Source organism: Microcystis aeruginosa LEGE 91341, assembly GCF_015206885.1.
Classification (GTDB): domain Bacteria; phylum Cyanobacteriota; class Cyanobacteriia; order Cyanobacteriales; family Microcystaceae; genus Microcystis; species Microcystis aeruginosa_H.
This window is the reverse complement of sequence record NZ_JADEXY010000023.1, coordinates 1-15,445: the sequence shown is the minus strand read 5'-3', so window position 1 is coordinate 15,445 and position 15,445 is coordinate 1. Positions and strand designations below refer to the sequence as shown.

Here is a 15,445-nt window from a genome sequence, read left to right as displayed (position 1 = left end):
CATGTTTCATTATTTACTGTTTACTGATCACTGAATTAATCTCCCCAACGGAAGATAATCCCACCCCAAGTTAAACCAGCACCAAAGCCGGAAGAAGCAATAATATCACCTTTTTTGACCTTACCACTCCTGACAGCTTCATCGAGGGCTAGAGGAATCGAGGCCGCGGAAGTGTTGCCATACTCGCTGAGATTGCTGATCACTTTTTCCGGAGGCAGTTTCAGGCGATCGCTCACCGCGTCCATAATTCTTTGATTAGCTTGGTGCAGAACTAACCAATCGATGTCACTGGTGGTTAAATTAGCCCGATAGAGAGCTTTTTCGATGACCTCTGGCACTTTCGCCACGGCAAAACGATATACTTCCCGTCCGTTCATCTTTAGGGGCGTATAGGTTCCTTTTTGAACCCTTACCCCCTCCTTAAGGGGCAATTCCTCTCCCTCGTAGGCGAGATTAAGAGAACCATTCTGGCTACCGTCGCTATGGAGTTCAAAACCGAGAATGTTATCTTTTGTATCATTTGCTTGACAAAGAACCGCCCCTGCCCCATCACCAAAGAGGACACAGGTAGCACGATCGTTCCAATCCACCCAACGGGAGAGAACATCGGCCCCGATAACTAAGACATTGCGGTAAGTACCAGTACGGATAAACTGGGTGGCGGTGACTAATGCCACCAGAAAACCTGAACAGGCGGCAGTGAGATCAAAAGCGATCGCCCGATTGGCCCCGATCTGACTTTGAACTTGGGCCGCACTACCGAACAGATCATCGGGGGTAGAAGTAGCCAAAAGAATCAGATCGACCTCCCTAGGCGACACCTGAGCCATTTCTAGAGCCTTAATCGCCGCTTGGGACGCTAATTGGCTTAAAGACACCGATCGATCTGCTAAATGGCGTTTACCGATGCCTGTGCGACTTTTAATCCACTCATCGGAAGTCTCGACAATTTGGCTGAGTTCTTCATTACTGAGAAATTGCGCTGGTGTGGCCGATCCACAACCCGTAATGACGACGGCTGCCCCGAATCCGTTCAAAATATTCCCCCTTTTTCAGTTATCAGTTATCAGTTATCAGTGGGTCAGTTATCAGTTATCAGTGGCAAGTGGCAAGTGGGGAAGTGGGGAAGTGGGGAGACCACTTCGTGCGCGTTGCGGGGGGAAGTGGGGCATTTGGCTGAAATTTCCCTAAACCCCTAAACCCCTAAACCCCTATCTCGGAGTCTCCTGTCTCGGAGTCTCCTGACTCCCGACGACCGACGGCTTCAAGATGGCTGACAGCTTAATCTTCACTGTTCACCGACAACTTTTTTAATTGATGATGGTGGTCATTGTAGGCTTGAATGCGCTCAGAAACGCGATTATCGACGGCATTTTTCGCCTGTCGGATGGCGTTAAAAATTGAAGGCGCTTGGGAACTGCCGTGACTGATCACACAGACCCCATCGACTCCAAATAACAGCGCACCACCGTGTTCCGCGTGATCCATGCGTTGTTTAATCTGTTTAAGATTGGGTTTAATTAAAGCCGTCCCGACTTTACCCTGTATCCCCCTAGGTAATTCCTCTTTGAGAATTTGTAGGATAACTCCTCCCACCGCTTCGGCAAATTTTAACAGGACATTGCCGACAAAACCATCGCAGACGATCACATCGAATTGTCCCGATAGCACATCCCGGCCCTCAGCATTGCCGATAAAGGGAATTTGCTGGTTATTTTCTAATAATTCGTAGGTTTTTAGGGCGAGATCGTTACCTTTGCTGGGTTCTTCACCGATATTGAGTAACCCGACTTTCGGATCTTCAACCCCCATAACGTATTTACTGTAAATTGTTCCCATTAGGGCAAACTGCTCTAAATATTTGGGTTTACAGTCCACATTCGCCCCGACATCGAGGATAATCACCGATTTACCCGCCAACATCGTCGGCAGCACCGCACCGATCGCCGGGCGATCGATTCCTTTCAAACGACCTAAACGCAGTAACGCCGCCGCCATGGCTGCCCCGGAGTGACCAGCGGCCACCACCGCATCGGCGCGATTTTGTTTGACTAAATCCATGGCCACATTAATCGAGGCCGCCGGTTTGCGACGGATAGCGGTGATCGGCTCTTCGTCCATGGCCACCACTTCCTCTGCGTGGACGATCGTGAGATTCTTGGGACGGGGATGATGCTGGAAATAAGCCTCAATCCGTTCAGAATCGCCGACTAATAATACTTCTACATCTAATTCTTCGGAAGCTCGCATCGATCCCGCGATAATCTCGTTGGGAGCGTAGTCACCTCCCATCGCATCTACCGCGATTCTTGCCCGATTTAATGCCGTTTCTGCCATTGAGTCAGTGGGATAGAAATCTTTAATAAGTTGAGCGGCAGCTCTTGACAAAAGCTGGCCGATCGAGGATTAGTGTTTTCTGATCGAGCAATTGTTAAAAATTACCAATCATCTCTATACAATAAGGCATCATTGCGATTAAGGAAAAGATGTTCTCAGTTTTTAATTTGGCAGTTTTCGGCTTTCTCTTCGGTTGGCTAGGGGGACAATCCCAACCGATCGCCAATATTCCCCTAATTTCTTGGCAAAATCAGCCTATTTTTGACCTTCCCACCGCTCCCGATCCCCGGGTAGCGGCGATCGTGGCCGATTATCTGCAAGACTTGACTAAAAAAGGTTTAAACTCTAGTCAACAACGGGTCTTAATTGAGACGGAATGGGCTGATTTAGCTGATCATCAGGGTAATCTGCCCGCTTCGGGGGCTTCTTTAACTAAAATCGCCACTACTCTCGCCGCCGTGGAAACCTGGCCCCTCGATCATCGTTTTGCTACCCGTTTTTACACAACGGGAGAGGTAAAAAACGGAGTGTTAGAGGGAGATTTAATTATTGAAGGGGAAGGGGATCCGCTTTTTGTCTGGGAAGAAGCGATCGCAGTGGGCAATGGCCTCGATCAATTAGGCATCCGTCAGGTCAAAGGCGATCTGATCATTACGGGTCAATTCGCCATGAATTTTCAAACCGATCCCCTCAAAGCGGGAGAATTGCTAAAAATTGGGCTTAATCAATCGAAATGGTCAAAAGAAACCCAAAAAGCTTTTCAGAGCCTTCCTAGCGGCACAAAAGCCCCACAGGTGAAGATTTTGGGCATGGTTCGAGCCAGTCAAATTCGCCCCGAAAATGCCCAATTATTATTGCGTCATCAGTCCTTAACTTTAACGGAACTGTTGCGTCAGATGAATATTTATAGTAACAACGTCATGTCAGAAATGTTAGCCGAACTGCTCGGTGGTCCGGCGGCAGTGGACGCAATTAATACTAAAATTACTGGGGTAGGAGCGGAGGAAATTCAATTAATTAATGGTTCGGGATTGGGGGTAGAAAATCGCTTGTCTCCCCGGGCAGTTATTGAGATTCTGAAAGCATTGGATCGCAAGTTAGCCAATCAACCGATCAAAGTCGCCGATTTATTTCCGGTGGGGGGACGTGATACCAAAGGAACTATGCAGTGGCGGGCCATTCCTAAAGGAGTGATGATTAAAACTGGAACTTTAGCCCAAGTTAGTGCCTTAGCTGGAGAAATTCCCACCCAAGAAAGGGGTAAAGTTTGGTTTGTAATTATGAATGCCGGTAGTAGCAATATCGAGGGATTCAGAAATCAGCAGGATCGGGTGTTACAAGCTTTAGATCAACACTGGCAAATTCTCCCAGAAGCGACTCAAGGATCGATTCCTGCAAGAGCCTTTCTAGGTGATCCCAGTCGAATAAGTCAAGGTTTCTAGAATTGATTGGCTAAAAGGTTATGGTGATGAGCAAATCTGATCGAAGGGAGGGCGTACACTATGGGGCCCTACCAATCATACCAGCTGCAATGTAGGGGCGCAAAGCTTGCGCCCAAGCCGAATTTTTAGGGATAAAAACACATTTGCGGTAAACCAAGGGATTCTTCCCAACCCATCATGAGATTGAGACATTGTACCGCTTGTCCCGATTGTCCCTTAACTAAATTATCGATCGCTGACATCACGATCACTCGATCGGTTCTCGGATCCACTTCAATACCGAGATAACATAAATTAGTACCACAGGCCCATTTAGTTTGTGGATAGACTCCCCCGGGTAGGATTTTGACAAAGGGAGAAGTGCGATAAAAAGCATTGTAGATAGTGATCAAATCATCCCGCACCAGATTGGGATCCCGCAGTGTTGCATAGACTGTGGACAGGATACCCCGAACCATGGGCATTAAATGGGGAGTAAACTGGACGCGCACCTCATGACCGGCTAAATCACCGCAAATCTGCTCAATTTCGGGAGTATGACGGTGTTTTCCAGCTACATTATAGGCCCCGATCGAACTATCTGCTTCTGCCAATAACATATTAATCTTAGCTTGTCTTCCCCCTCCCGAAGTTCCCGATTTGGCATCGATAATCGTGGTTTCCGGGAGAATTAAACCCTGTTTTAACAGAGGAGAAATCGCCATTAAACTAGCAGTAGGATAACATCCGGGGCAACCGATCAAAGAGGCATTTTTAATCTCTTCCCGATAAAGTTCCGGTAAACCGTACACAGCCGTAGAGGCGATCGCTTGATCCTGACGTTCCTTGCCATACCATTTACTATAGGTTTCTAGGCTAGTAAAACGATAATCTGCCGACAGATCCAAAACTTTACACCCTTTAGCGATCAAAGGAGGGGCTAAATCACAGGCTAAACCATTGGGTAAACCCAAGAAAACCACTTGACAACGGGAGGCAATTATCTCTAAATCGATCGCCTCCACATTAAGATTAATGCTATGACCGAGATGGGGATATAAATCGCTGTAGGGTTTCCCCGCGCTACTATCACCCCCCAGATAGACTAATTCTACTAAGGGATGTTCTTTGAGCAAACGTACCAACTGTACGCCACCATATCCGGAAGCGCCGACAATACCCACTGAAACCTTCTGTTCTTGCGTCATTTCCCTTATTCCTAAAAATTCTTATCGTTAATATAACGCTTTGCTATGGCTGAATTTTAGCCTAACCAGTGGGATTTAAATCAAAAAACTTCCTGTAAAAACCTAGCATCTTGGCCGGGTTGTCCCTAAACCGTCAATAGACCTCTTGTAAAAATCAAAAATTGTTGTTAGGTTTAGGAGTCAGTAGCCAGTAGCCAGTAGTCAGGAGAATTAAGAATGAATAATAATCAGTTAAATGGTCTATTTATAGACTTTATGCTATTTAATGCTTATTTTTACCGTTTTTGAACCCTGAAAAATTAATTATGCAAGAGGTTTAATTTCTCTTGAACAATAGGCGTTTATCTTAATGATGAGGTACAAGGTTTTCCTTTTATGAGGCCAAATTAGGTTAAACTTCATCCTTAGGAGAAAACCTGTAATTCAATCCCCCATATTTACCGAAAATTTGGGTTTAAGGTTCCCCGCACGACCGGGCGGTTTTTCAATGATAGGTTGTCAATTTAGTCTTAAGTACCTAGGCAAAATTAATTACACATATCTAACCCCGCTCTTGCCTCTTGCCTCTTGCCTCTTGCCTATCTTCACTAGGAAATTAATTTTGCATGACTACTTAAGTGTGCTAAACTAGGTTTATACTGTCAAGCCTAGCGTAAATGTTTGTTCTAGAATTTAAAGTTGAGGCTAAAACAAAACAATATCAAGCTATAGACGATGCTATTCGCACCGCTCAATTCATCCGTAATAAATGCCTAAGGTATTGGATGGATAACAAGGGTGCGGATAAATACGACCTATCGGCTTATTGTCGGGTTTTAGCGCACGACTTTAAATTTGCTGGTGAGTTAAATTCCCAAGCAAGGCAAGCATCGGCTGAAAGAGCATGGTCTTCTATTTCCCGTTTCTTTGATAATTGTAAAAAGAAGGTAGCAGGAAAGAAAGGCTATCCTCAGTTTAAGAAGTTTTCCCGTTCCGTTGAGTATAAAACAACAGGATGGAAGCTTCTTAACCCTAAAACCATCCATTTCAGTGATAAAAAGGAGATTGGAACACTTAAACTAAAAGGGACTTGGGACTTAGGATACTTTCAACAGTCTGACATTAAACGGGTTAGATTAGTTCGTAGAGGCGATGGTTATTATTGCCAGTTTGTTCTTTCTTGTGATGTTAAAGAAGATGTTGAACCATCAGGTAAGTGTATCGGCTTAGATGTGGGGTTAGCTTCTTTCTATACTGACCACGAGGGTAATAAAGTTGACAATCCTAAATTCTTGAGAAAGTCCGAGAAAAAATTAAAGCGGCTTCAAAGACGGTTATCTAAAAAGAAAAAGGGAGGTAAAAATCGTCAAAAAGCTAGACAAAGATTAGCTAAGGCTCATCTTAAAATAAGTAGGCAACGTAAAGACTTTGCTGTAAAGTTAGCAAGGTGCGTAGTTCACTCTAACGATGTGATAGCCTACGAAGATTTAAGAATTAAGAACTTAGTCAAGAATCATTGTTTAGCTAAATCGATAAATGATGCGGCCTGGTATCAGTTTCGAGAATGGATAGAATATTTTGGACTTAAATTCGGCAAGATAACAATTGCTATCCCACCGAACTATACAAGTCAAAACTGTTCAAACTGTGGTGAAGTTATTAAAAAATCTTTATCGACTAGAACCCATCAGTGCAAATGTGGGTGTGTTTTGGACAGGGATGAAAACGCCGCTATCAATATCCTTAAAAAAGGGTTAAGTACCGTAGGGCATACGGGAACTTTCGGGCTAGACCCGATAAACGCTTGGGGAGAGAATACCTCTACTTTTTCAGAAGCGATTCTGTCTAAGCAAGTGATCTCGGTGAACCAAGAATCCCCACGCCTTTAGGCAACGGGAGTGTCAAAATTTTGATCGCACTGTAAATTCATAATCTCCTCCCGGTTCTAATTGATAATCGTAGCGTTCTAAAAACCGATTCAAGGGTTCAAAAATCAAAGCCCTACCTAGGGAAGGTTGTACTAATAACTTGCCTTGAAGAAAATGCCACTGAAAACGCCATTGATATTGTTCCGTCCGCACTTCCCCCTCTAATTTCCCCGTTTGCCAAGATTGCTTAATTATCCGCACATAAGCCGTGCTTTCTGGTCGATTGCCGCCACTCACCTGAACCCTACCTATAGATTAAATATCAAACATTAAGATAGCGAATTAATCCTTGTTTGTCATTACTTCAGCCAATTTTCTCGACGCTAAGTACCTAAGCAAAATTAATTACACATCTAAGCTCTCAGCCTTCAGCCTTTTGCTGTGATCACTAAACAGTGAATTAAAAACTCAAATCCGATCCCTGATAGCTGTCTCCCGTCTCCTGTCTCCTGTCTCCTGTCTCCTGTCTCGACTAGGAAATTAATTTTGCACGACTACTTATTCTGGCGAAGTGACTTCATTAACCTTAGAAACCAAGACATTTAATTGAAAAGGTCGCCCCATTTCCTTAGTAATAAATTCTTCCAACAATTCTACCTGTCTGGGGGTGATGCTTTCCGCAGTTCTTACGACTAATCTCACCTGGGGAGGCTGCTTGAGCCAATTAATCGAAGATTCCAATAATTCTGCCCGTTGAAAAGTAATCGTTCGTTGTAATAAAGCTTTTTTGATCAGCCTTTCTAAGCGAGCTTGATTAGCCAGAGTTGCAAAACTTATTCCTAAGGGAATTAGCAGAACCGCTGTCAGGATAGAAGTCAAAATTAGAGCGTTACGCGCCCGATGAAAATTAGAATAACCTGCCAGCAAAAAGACCAACAAACAGGAGAGAGCAATGCCTAATAAATTGGTAATATATAACAGAGTTGCTCCCAAACTTAGGATCCAATTGCCTTGGGATAATCCTAAACCAATCGTGCAAACTGGTGGCATTAAAGCCACGGCAATCGCTGTTCCCGCTAAAGTACCTGAAATTTTCGGTTCTATTTTGGCATAACCACTGATTGCCCCTGCGGTAATTGCCACTCCTAAATCTAAAAGATTGGGTTGAGAACGGGCTTGAATTTCACTACCAAATTCAGAAATTCCGATCAATAATCCTAGGAACCAAGCTATCGCTAAAGCGATAATCGTACCGACTAAAATCGCCAGGGCTGACTTACGAATTAATCGCCAACTGCCAATTAAACCACCAAAAGCCAGACTACGAATCGGCAACATCAAAGGTGCAATAATCATCGCCCCAATGATCACGGCTGCACTATTGGCAACTAAGCCAAAAGTAGCGATCGTACAAGAACTAACAATCAAAGCTAGATAGGGAAAATCGAGGGACGCTTCTGACCATAAATCGCGCCACATAGCCCTGGATTGTTTCCAGTCCAAGGGTTTTCTTGAAAACCACGAGTGGGGCTGTTCTTTTCTCGTCATTGTGCTGAGGAAGATAAACTTTTCTTTTACTTATAACTTTTTTTGTCTAATCAACGTATATTTGTATCATTTTCTTTAACTAATCTTACCATTTTTTTCTTCGCCTCGATCGATGAAACCTCATGACCAATTTGCTAAAAACTATCTGGAAGAATTATTATCAATCGAATCCGCCCGCGAGGAGCTATTTAAGTGTTTTTGTGATCTAACTCCCCAGTAGATGGGAGCAGGGGAGAGGGGAGAAAAAAGCTGACACTGATAACTGATGACTGACTTCTAACCCAATACTGGCTAAAGATAAACAAAAATTATCTATTGACTCCAAAAACTTGAAAATATTTAAATTAACATTTCGCAATATTTATAAATTCTTAAGAATTAATTGAGAAGGATTTTTATTTAACAACGAGATTGCAATGGTTACAGCGATTTGATAGAATTTCATAGTGGGTTATTCTGTGCTTTTTTGGACAGCAATGGTTGAAACCCTTGCTACACCTACAGGGTGATCCCAATTGAGACGGGTAAATCGGTCAATTTCACCCATAACGATGATCTTTTTTTTGTGTAGTTTTATTGCAAAGAAAAAGTTTTTTTGACAAAAAGCACAAAGTATGCAGTAGCAGTTATGGCAGAGTGGGGAAGTGGGGAAGTGGGGAAGTGGGGAAGTGGGGAAGTGGGGGAATTTCAACTAAAACCCTAAAACCCCAACAGCCTATCACCCCAAAACCCTATCACCCGACCACCGATCACTGAATTTACCGTTTAGCGGCAACAATGGCAAAAACGGTGGTATGGGGATCATCTTTTAAAGTCACCCCTTCCGGCATTTTTAAATCACCCACGAGCAGGGATTGCCCCACACCGATCCCCGACACATCAAATTCGATCACTTCCGGGATATTATCGGCAATACAGGAGACATTAACTTCGTTAACGAACTGTTCGATTAAACCGCCCTGTTTGGTTCCGATCGCTTCTCCAATGGCCTTAATGGGAACGACGATATCGAGCTTACCGTGGGCAGATACCGAGAAGAAACTGAGGTGATAGAGATTTCTTTTCCAGGGATGAGATTGTACCTCTTGGATCAAAGCTTTTCCCGTCCAGGGCATTTCGGGAACATTCACATCCACCAGGGTATTATTTACCGAAGCCTTTTTAAGCAGGGTTAAGGCCGCTTTTTCTCCCACCACCAGAGAAACCGATTCCGTGCCGTTGTGGCCATAGAGAACCGCCGGAATCAAACCCTGACGACGTAGGGCCCGGGGGTTAATATTTTCGGGTCTTTTTTGACATTCAACGCTAACTTGCATAGTTGACTAATCCTCTTTAGCAATGATTTAAAATTCGTGATTATCCCACGGTGAGCCATTTTCGTCCAAAAGAGCGCGTTTTGGCCCATGGATGGGGTCTTCAACGATAATAGTTTGGTCTCGACTAGCTCCTAGGGAGATAATAGCGATCGGTACTTCCATGATCGCCCCCAGGAATTTTAGATAATCGAGGGCCTGTTTGGGTAGGTCTTCCAGACTGCGACAATCGCTAGTGGGTTGTTGCCACCCCGGCATCGTCCGATAAATAGGTTGACAACGGGCGAATTCCACCGCACTACTGGGTAAATGGCGACAGGTTTTGCCGTCCAATTGGTAGGCGACACAGACTTTGATTTCCTCTAGGGTATCGAGAACATCTAACTTGGTGATCGCTAGACAGTCTAAACCATTGATTCGTACCGCGTAACGACCGATAACCGCATCAAACCAACCACAGCGACGACGACGGCCAGTGGTAGTCCCGAATTCCGCCCCACGATCGCATAATAACTGCTCGATCTCCCCCTCTAATTCCGTGGGAAATGGACCTTCACCTACCCTAGTGGTGTAAGCTTTGGCCACACCGATCACTCGATCGATTACCGTTGGACCAATGCCAGAACCCACACAAGCACCCCCAGCGATCGGATTGGAGGAGGTAACGTAGGGATAGGTTCCGTGATCGAGGTCGAGTAGGGTGCCTTGGGCCCCTTCAAAAAGAATATTCTTACGCTTGCGGATTGCTTCGTAGATTTTTAAGGAACTATCGACCACATGGGGACGCAGTTTCTCGGCATATTCTAGATATTCCTCGATCACCGTCTTCGCATCTAAAGGCGGTAAGTTATATAACTTTTCTAAAATGACGTTTTTATAATTGGTCGTCCATTCTAGTTTTTGCCGCAGATTCTCGGTATTGATCAAGTCGATGACTCGAATACCGATGCGCTCGGACTTGTCGGCATAGGTGGGGCCGATACCCCTTCCCGTGGTGCCGATTTTATATTTACCCCGTTTTTCCTCGGATGCTTGATCGAGCAGCCGGTGATAGGGCATAGTGACATGAGCCGTTTGCGAGATATAGAGATTGTCGGTGGTAACATTGAGGGCGTGTAATTGCGCCATCTCTTTGAGTAACACCGAGGGATCTATGACTGTTCCCGAGCCGATTATACATTCCGTATCTGGGTAGAGAATCCCGGAGGGAATTAGATGGAGTTTGAACGTTTGATCATCGACGACGACGGTATGACCCGCATTTACGCCACCTTGAGAACGCACCACTACATCCGCCGACCGACTCAGCAGATCCGTGATTTTTCCTTTTCCTTCGTCGCCCCATTGGGCACCAATCACTATAACGTTAGCCAAGGGTTTATTGAGTCTAGCTAAAGTTCACACAAACCACCATTATCTACACTGGGTGGACATTTTGTCAAGAGCGATATTGATTTAGTTATGGCTTTATTTCGCCCTTCACCACCTTTATTCAGCCTATTTACCTTTTTCTTGTCGCTCTGCGGTGCGGCAGCGTTCTTTTTCTAGGGGAAACCACGCCGCCAGCAAAACCTAGTGGCGATCGCCAATTCCTTGCTAGTAAGGCATTACGAAAGAGAATTTCAGCGTTTGTATAGTAGGGCAGTATTGGTTATCAAGAGTTGACCACAAGCCAAAAAATGCGAACTACCCTAGGCTAGGGGAATTACTTGTCAAAGAAGGGTTGATATGTTAAAGTGTGTTGCAAATATGAAAAAATATAAAAAATATCAACTAACTACTCAACTTCTCTCCTATGGATATAAGTAAATCTGCGAGTAGCTATAGACCTGAGATTGACGGACTCAGAGCTATAGCTGTGTTAGCCGTAATTATTAACCATTTTAACAAAGACCTATTGCCCAGTGGTTATCTAGGTGTAGATATTTTTTTTGTTATTTCTGGTTATGTAATCACTGCATCTCTAGCGAAGCGAACGCAGAAAAACTTTAAGGAATTTATTGGGGGATTCTATGGAAGAAGAGTAAAGCGTCTGATGCCCGCTCTAGTGCTGTGCGTAATTATTAGCAGCATTATCATTTGCCTATTTGAAGTTTATCCTATAGCCTCTCTCAGAACGGGAATCGGGTCTCTTTTCGGAGTCTCAAATCTTTATCTGCTTAAGCAAGCCACCGACTATTTTGGGGTGTGGGCAGAGAGGAACATTTTTACTCACACTTGGTCTTTAGGCGTTGAGGAGCAGTTTTATCTATTATTTCCCTTTTTAGTTTGGTTAACAGGCTTTACTCAGCAAACCGTCAAAGGAGCGAAAAATCTTTTTTGGTTGATGTGCTTGCTTTCCACTGCTTCCCTAGTCTCTTTCATTCACTTTAACGCAGCCTATCAACCAGGGGCATACTTCCTGATGACTTCTCGTTTTTGGGAGATGGGGGCAGGGAGTCTCCTTTTCCTTTTCCTATACAATCGTAAAAGTTTCCTTCACGATTATCTGAAAAAGTTGCCTGCTGGTATAGCTATATTATGCCTACTAGCCATTATGTTTGTACCGAGTCAATTTATTGTCCTCGTAACAATCGCCTGTGTATTATTAACAGCAATAGCCATTACTTCCCTACGTCCTCAAACCAAGATATTCAACCTACTCACTCAGCCCCAGGTTGTTTTTATTGGTTTAATTTCCTACTCTTTGTATCTCTGGCATTGGGCAGTAATTGTTTTAAGTAAATTGACCGTGGGGATCAATTTATGGACATTCCCTATACAATTACTGTGCATAGTATTAGCTTCTCTTGCTTCTTACTATTGGGTAGAAAAACCCTTTAGACATAAGCAATGGTCTAACTCTCAAGGGAAATCTATACTATATGGTATAACTGCTTATGCGATGGCAACTGTCCTATTAATCGGACTTCTATCCTCCCCCGCAAGAGCTTTATATACAGGCAGCAAGAATCCGGAAAAGCCAGATAATATCTCCGAGAAAAAATCTGTAATAGTACGGGATAAAAAGCAAGGTAATATAATTGTTATTGGTGATAGTCACGCTTTTCGTTACAAAGAAATGGTAGAAAAGGTGGCTGAGGAGCTTAAAATGAATAGCAAAGTAGTAGCAATTAACGCCACCATATTCCCAACTATGGACTATTCCAGTTCCTTAGGAGGAATGACCTTATCCAAAAATCAGAACAATAATAAAACCCTAAACAAAAAAGTATATAATCAAATTAATCGTTTAGATCCTCAAGAAAACAATATCATCATTCTATCTTCCTACCTCGCTTATTATTTTGGACAGCCGCGTATTGGCACAAGGAGATACGAGAGAATCAATTATTATCTTGAATCGGGAGTAACAGAAAACCCTCAAGATGCTCTATTAGAATGGCTGAAGGAGCTTAAGAAGTTTGCTCAAGACAATCAGAATACAAAAATAGTTGTTATGTTGCCAACTCCTGAGATGCCTAATTTATATCCTTTAGACTTGTGTACTCAAGAATGGTTCAGGAGAAAGCCATCGGATAAGTGTTTCGTCAAGATGGAGCGGGAAGAACTAGCGAAAAAGAATGAGAAATTTACAATCATTCTACGTCGGGAAATTGAGAGCATTCCCAATTTAGTCGCTTTCGATCCCTTTGCCTTACTATGTCCTCAGAGTGAGAAGTATTGTCATGCTGTACAGGATAATCAAAGGCTCTATTCCGATGAGAACCATCTTACTCTCCAGGCTACAGATAAAATTCGAGATAACTTTTTGCAATTTTTGCAACGATTGACTAAGGAAGGCTTTTCTCGTCACAGTACATAGTATCTAGTTGATTTTCTAAGTCTTGAGGAAATGTTAAAGATTACTGGAGGACTGAGGAAACAGTTGACAATAGCAGTAGAAAGCGAGCTACTAAAAGCTGACTCTCTCAACAGCTAGGGAAGAAAAGCCTGCCTCTCGGGAGCATCTCATTTATGCAAGTGAGTAATTATACTTATCCCTAAAACTGTTTTCTAGCAAGGCTTTCAAAATAGCTTGACATAAAAACCTGATTTAGGGGTTACAAAGGTGAGATGCTCCCGTGCCTCTCCTGATATGTAGCCTATACTCAACGGATTTAGTATCATGATAACTTTAATTTAAGCTCTTGATATTCTTGGCGGGAAGTGCTGCCACAAGTGTTAAAGAAAAAGGGAAACATAGATCTAAGGGTCCTGCTATAACTCTACGTCTCCTAATCTTGACGAAAATTTTCAAAAAAGTCTAACCGTTAAGTCGCCATAATAACCACAGACCTAAACCAAAACCGAAAAAGTTAGGCAGCCAGGCAGCTAGGAAGGGGGAGAGGGTGGCGGTTAGTCCCAAGCTGCCGACAAGGAAGTTTAAAAGATAATAGAGGAAAACAATAGCGACACTGAGACCAAAACTGGTTCCCCGACTAATTCTTTGCGGTAGAGAACCCAAGGCACAACCTATGGTGGCAAAGACGATACAGACAAAGGGAAAGGCGATTTTTTGCTGGATTCGCACTTGAAAAAACCTGACTCTCTTATCATCGCCACTGAGTTTGAGCAGTTGCACATATTCGATCGCCTGTGGTATGTTCATCTCGTAGGGATCCCGGCTTTGACGAGCAAAATCGAAAGCAGAGCGAGATAAAGCGATTTTTTCGGCTTTAAAGGGGATAACTTGGCTATAGGAGGCGTTAGGGGGGGTTAATTCATAGATAATGCCGTTAAAAAAGTCCCAGACGTTATCGACGGCATTCCAGCGGGCCGAATCGGCAATAATAATTTGATTTAATTCTTGTTTTAGCCAACGGATAACGGTGACAGTTTTCATCTTTTCCCCGTCAAATTGTTCAGCATAAAATAAACTTCTTAAATTGCGATTAATCGTACCATTTTCTAGGGTTTTTATTTCATAATCGGGATAGTAAAAGTCTTTGTTTTTCCAAAAGTTTGCTTCTTTATTAATTTTCTGCACTAAAATTTCTGTGGCTCGATAATTAGCATTGGGAACCACATATTCATTTAATAAAAATGTCACAACTGTAACTATTAAACTTAGGCAAAAAGTGGGTATAAAAAGACGGTAAAGAGTGACTCCGCAGCTTTGCAGGGCAACGGTTTCGCTATCACTACTTAAACGTCCGTAGGTGATTAAAGTGGCCAGTAAAAGAGAAACTGGCAGGGAATAACTGACAAACTCTGGCACTTTTAACAGGAGAATTTCTAGGGCCGAGGCAAGGGGGAGATTAGCATCAACTACCTGATTAGCTAAATCGGAAAGATTGCTGATCGCTACTCCCAAAGAGGCAAATAAACCAACACTAAATAAAAATGGTGGTAGTAGTTGGCTGATCAGATAGCGATCAATGAGGGCAATACCTCCATTTACCCAGTAAGAAATCTTTTTCTTAATCATTGATTTTGGTTAACTCACTCCTCTTTCATCCCATTTCCTAACCCGCAGCCGTCTTGCCTATACCTTCGGTTAGCCTATCATATTTTGTCTTTGACGAAAAACACCGCCGGAAGTTGTATGATTGCGGGGAGAGTGGACAGAAGCAAGGATTTGGGTGAGTGTAGATAATTTTTCTGTTCCTATTCCCCGATCATCCCCAGGTGAATTATGCTGCTAAACTGGCAAACTTTTACTAGACCTCCTGCAAAAGTCTTATTCAGCTACTTGATGATAGCCTAAAGCAAGTTCATAGTTGTAAATGCCAGCGATTAAATTAAATCTCAGACCAAAACGCCGTCTCCGATTCCTATATCTTGATGAT

The 15,445-nt window shown here is 43.4% G+C and carries 11 protein-coding genes and 1 pseudogene; 3 read left to right on the top strand and 9 right to left on the bottom strand.

Features of this window, described 5'->3' with window-relative positions; translation table 11 throughout:
* Positions 1 to 35: 35 nt before the first annotated feature.
* Both IQ234_RS05590 and plsX read right to left on the bottom strand, forming a co-directional pair.
* Positions 36 to 1,037, bottom strand: coding sequence for a beta-ketoacyl-ACP synthase 3 (locus IQ234_RS05590; protein WP_193956350.1), 1,002 nt, complete (start codon positions 1,035 to 1,037; stop codon positions 36 to 38).
* Between the two features lie 244 nt (positions 1,038 to 1,281).
* Positions 1,282 to 2,337 carry a phosphate acyltransferase PlsX gene (gene plsX, locus IQ234_RS05585; RefSeq protein WP_004268976.1) on the bottom strand — a complete coding sequence of 352 codons (1,056 nt, stop codon included), beginning with the start codon at positions 2,335 to 2,337 and terminating at the stop codon, positions 1,282 to 1,284.
* A 149-nt stretch (positions 2,338 to 2,486) separates the two neighbouring features.
* On the opposite strand from plsX, the gene IQ234_RS05580 reads away from it, so the two are divergent.
* The gene (locus tag IQ234_RS05580) at positions 2,487 to 3,779 is read left to right on the top strand and encodes a D-alanyl-D-alanine carboxypeptidase (RefSeq protein ID WP_193956349.1); all 1,293 of its coding nucleotides are present in this window, start codon (positions 2,487 to 2,489) and stop codon (positions 3,777 to 3,779) included.
* Positions 3,780 to 3,904: 125 nt separating this feature from the next.
* Here the strand turns inward: IQ234_RS05580 and argC are convergent, their stop codons facing one another.
* A complete protein-coding gene (argC, locus tag IQ234_RS05575) occupies positions 3,905 to 4,966 on the bottom strand; it encodes an N-acetyl-gamma-glutamyl-phosphate reductase (protein ID WP_193956348.1) in 1,062 nt (353 codons plus the stop codon).
* 656 nt (positions 4,967 to 5,622) lie between these two features.
* Here argC and IQ234_RS05570 point away from each other — a divergent pair.
* Complete coding sequence (locus IQ234_RS05570; RefSeq protein ID WP_193956347.1) at positions 5,623 to 6,834, top strand: RNA-guided endonuclease InsQ/TnpB family protein; 1,212 nt, start codon at positions 5,623 to 5,625, stop codon at positions 6,832 to 6,834.
* 12 nt (positions 6,835 to 6,846) lie between these two features.
* Here IQ234_RS05570 and IQ234_RS05565 read toward each other — a convergent pair whose 3' ends face one another.
* The 4 genes from IQ234_RS05565 to IQ234_RS05550 all read right to left on the bottom strand — a co-directional run bounded on the left by IQ234_RS05565 (position 6,847) and on the right by IQ234_RS05550 (position 11,048).
* Positions 6,847 to 7,110, bottom strand: a complete 264-nt coding sequence (locus tag IQ234_RS05565; protein WP_002733391.1) for a DUF3146 family protein — start codon at positions 7,108 to 7,110, stop codon at positions 6,847 to 6,849.
* A gap of 261 nt (positions 7,111 to 7,371) precedes the next feature.
* On the bottom strand, positions 7,372 to 8,361 hold the full coding sequence (locus IQ234_RS05560) for a DUF389 domain-containing protein (RefSeq protein ID WP_193956346.1): 990 nt from the start codon (positions 8,359 to 8,361) through the stop codon (positions 7,372 to 7,374).
* Positions 8,362 to 9,119: 758 nt separating this feature from the next.
* On the bottom strand, positions 9,120 to 9,677 hold the full coding sequence (locus IQ234_RS05555) for a 50S ribosomal protein L25/general stress protein Ctc (RefSeq protein WP_002781534.1): 558 nt from the start codon (positions 9,675 to 9,677) through the stop codon (positions 9,120 to 9,122).
* A 27-nt stretch (positions 9,678 to 9,704) separates the two neighbouring features.
* Entirely contained in the window at positions 9,705 to 11,048 is a 1,344-nt protein-coding gene (locus tag IQ234_RS05550; protein WP_193956345.1) for an adenylosuccinate synthase, read from the bottom strand.
* Between the two features lie 421 nt (positions 11,049 to 11,469).
* Here IQ234_RS05550 and IQ234_RS05545 point away from each other — a divergent pair, with 421 nt between their 5' ends.
* Entirely contained in the window at positions 11,470 to 13,479 is a 2,010-nt protein-coding gene (locus IQ234_RS05545) for an acyltransferase family protein (protein ID WP_193956344.1), read from the top strand.
* 441 nt (positions 13,480 to 13,920) lie between these two features.
* Here the strand turns inward: IQ234_RS05545 and IQ234_RS05540 are convergent, their stop codons facing one another.
* A complete protein-coding gene (locus IQ234_RS05540; RefSeq protein WP_193956343.1) occupies positions 13,921 to 15,084 on the bottom strand; it encodes an LptF/LptG family permease in 1,164 nt (387 codons plus the stop codon).
* Positions 15,085 to 15,336: 252 nt separating this feature from the next.
* A pseudogene (locus IQ234_RS05535) lies at positions 15,337 to 15,445 on the bottom strand (IS5/IS1182 family transposase); the annotation flags it as partial.

What these genes read in the sequence shown, in the direction of transcription:
- plsX (WP_004268976.1), bottom strand. Translation starts at nt 2,337, where the DNA reads ATGGCAGAAACGGCATTAAATCGGGCAAGAATCGCGGTAGATGCGATG.
- IQ234_RS05580 (WP_193956349.1), top strand. Translation starts at nt 2,487, where the DNA reads ATGTTCTCAGTTTTTAATTTGGCAGTTTTCGGCTTTCTCTTCGGTTGG.
- argC (WP_193956348.1), bottom strand. Translation starts at nt 4,966, where the DNA reads ATGACGCAAGAACAGAAGGTTTCAGTGGGTATTGTCGGCGCTTCCGGA.
- IQ234_RS05570 (WP_193956347.1), top strand. Translation starts at nt 5,623, where the DNA reads ATGTTTGTTCTAGAATTTAAAGTTGAGGCTAAAACAAAACAATATCAA.
- IQ234_RS05560 (WP_193956346.1), bottom strand. Translation starts at nt 8,361, where the DNA reads ATGACGAGAAAAGAACAGCCCCACTCGTGGTTTTCAAGAAAACCCTTG.
- IQ234_RS05555 (WP_002781534.1), bottom strand. Translation starts at nt 9,677, where the DNA reads ATGCAAGTTAGCGTTGAATGTCAAAAAAGACCCGAAAATATTAACCCC.
- IQ234_RS05545 (WP_193956344.1), top strand. Translation starts at nt 11,470, where the DNA reads ATGGATATAAGTAAATCTGCGAGTAGCTATAGACCTGAGATTGACGGA.
- IQ234_RS05540 (WP_193956343.1), bottom strand. Translation starts at nt 15,084, where the DNA reads ATGATTAAGAAAAAGATTTCTTACTGGGTAAATGGAGGTATTGCCCTC.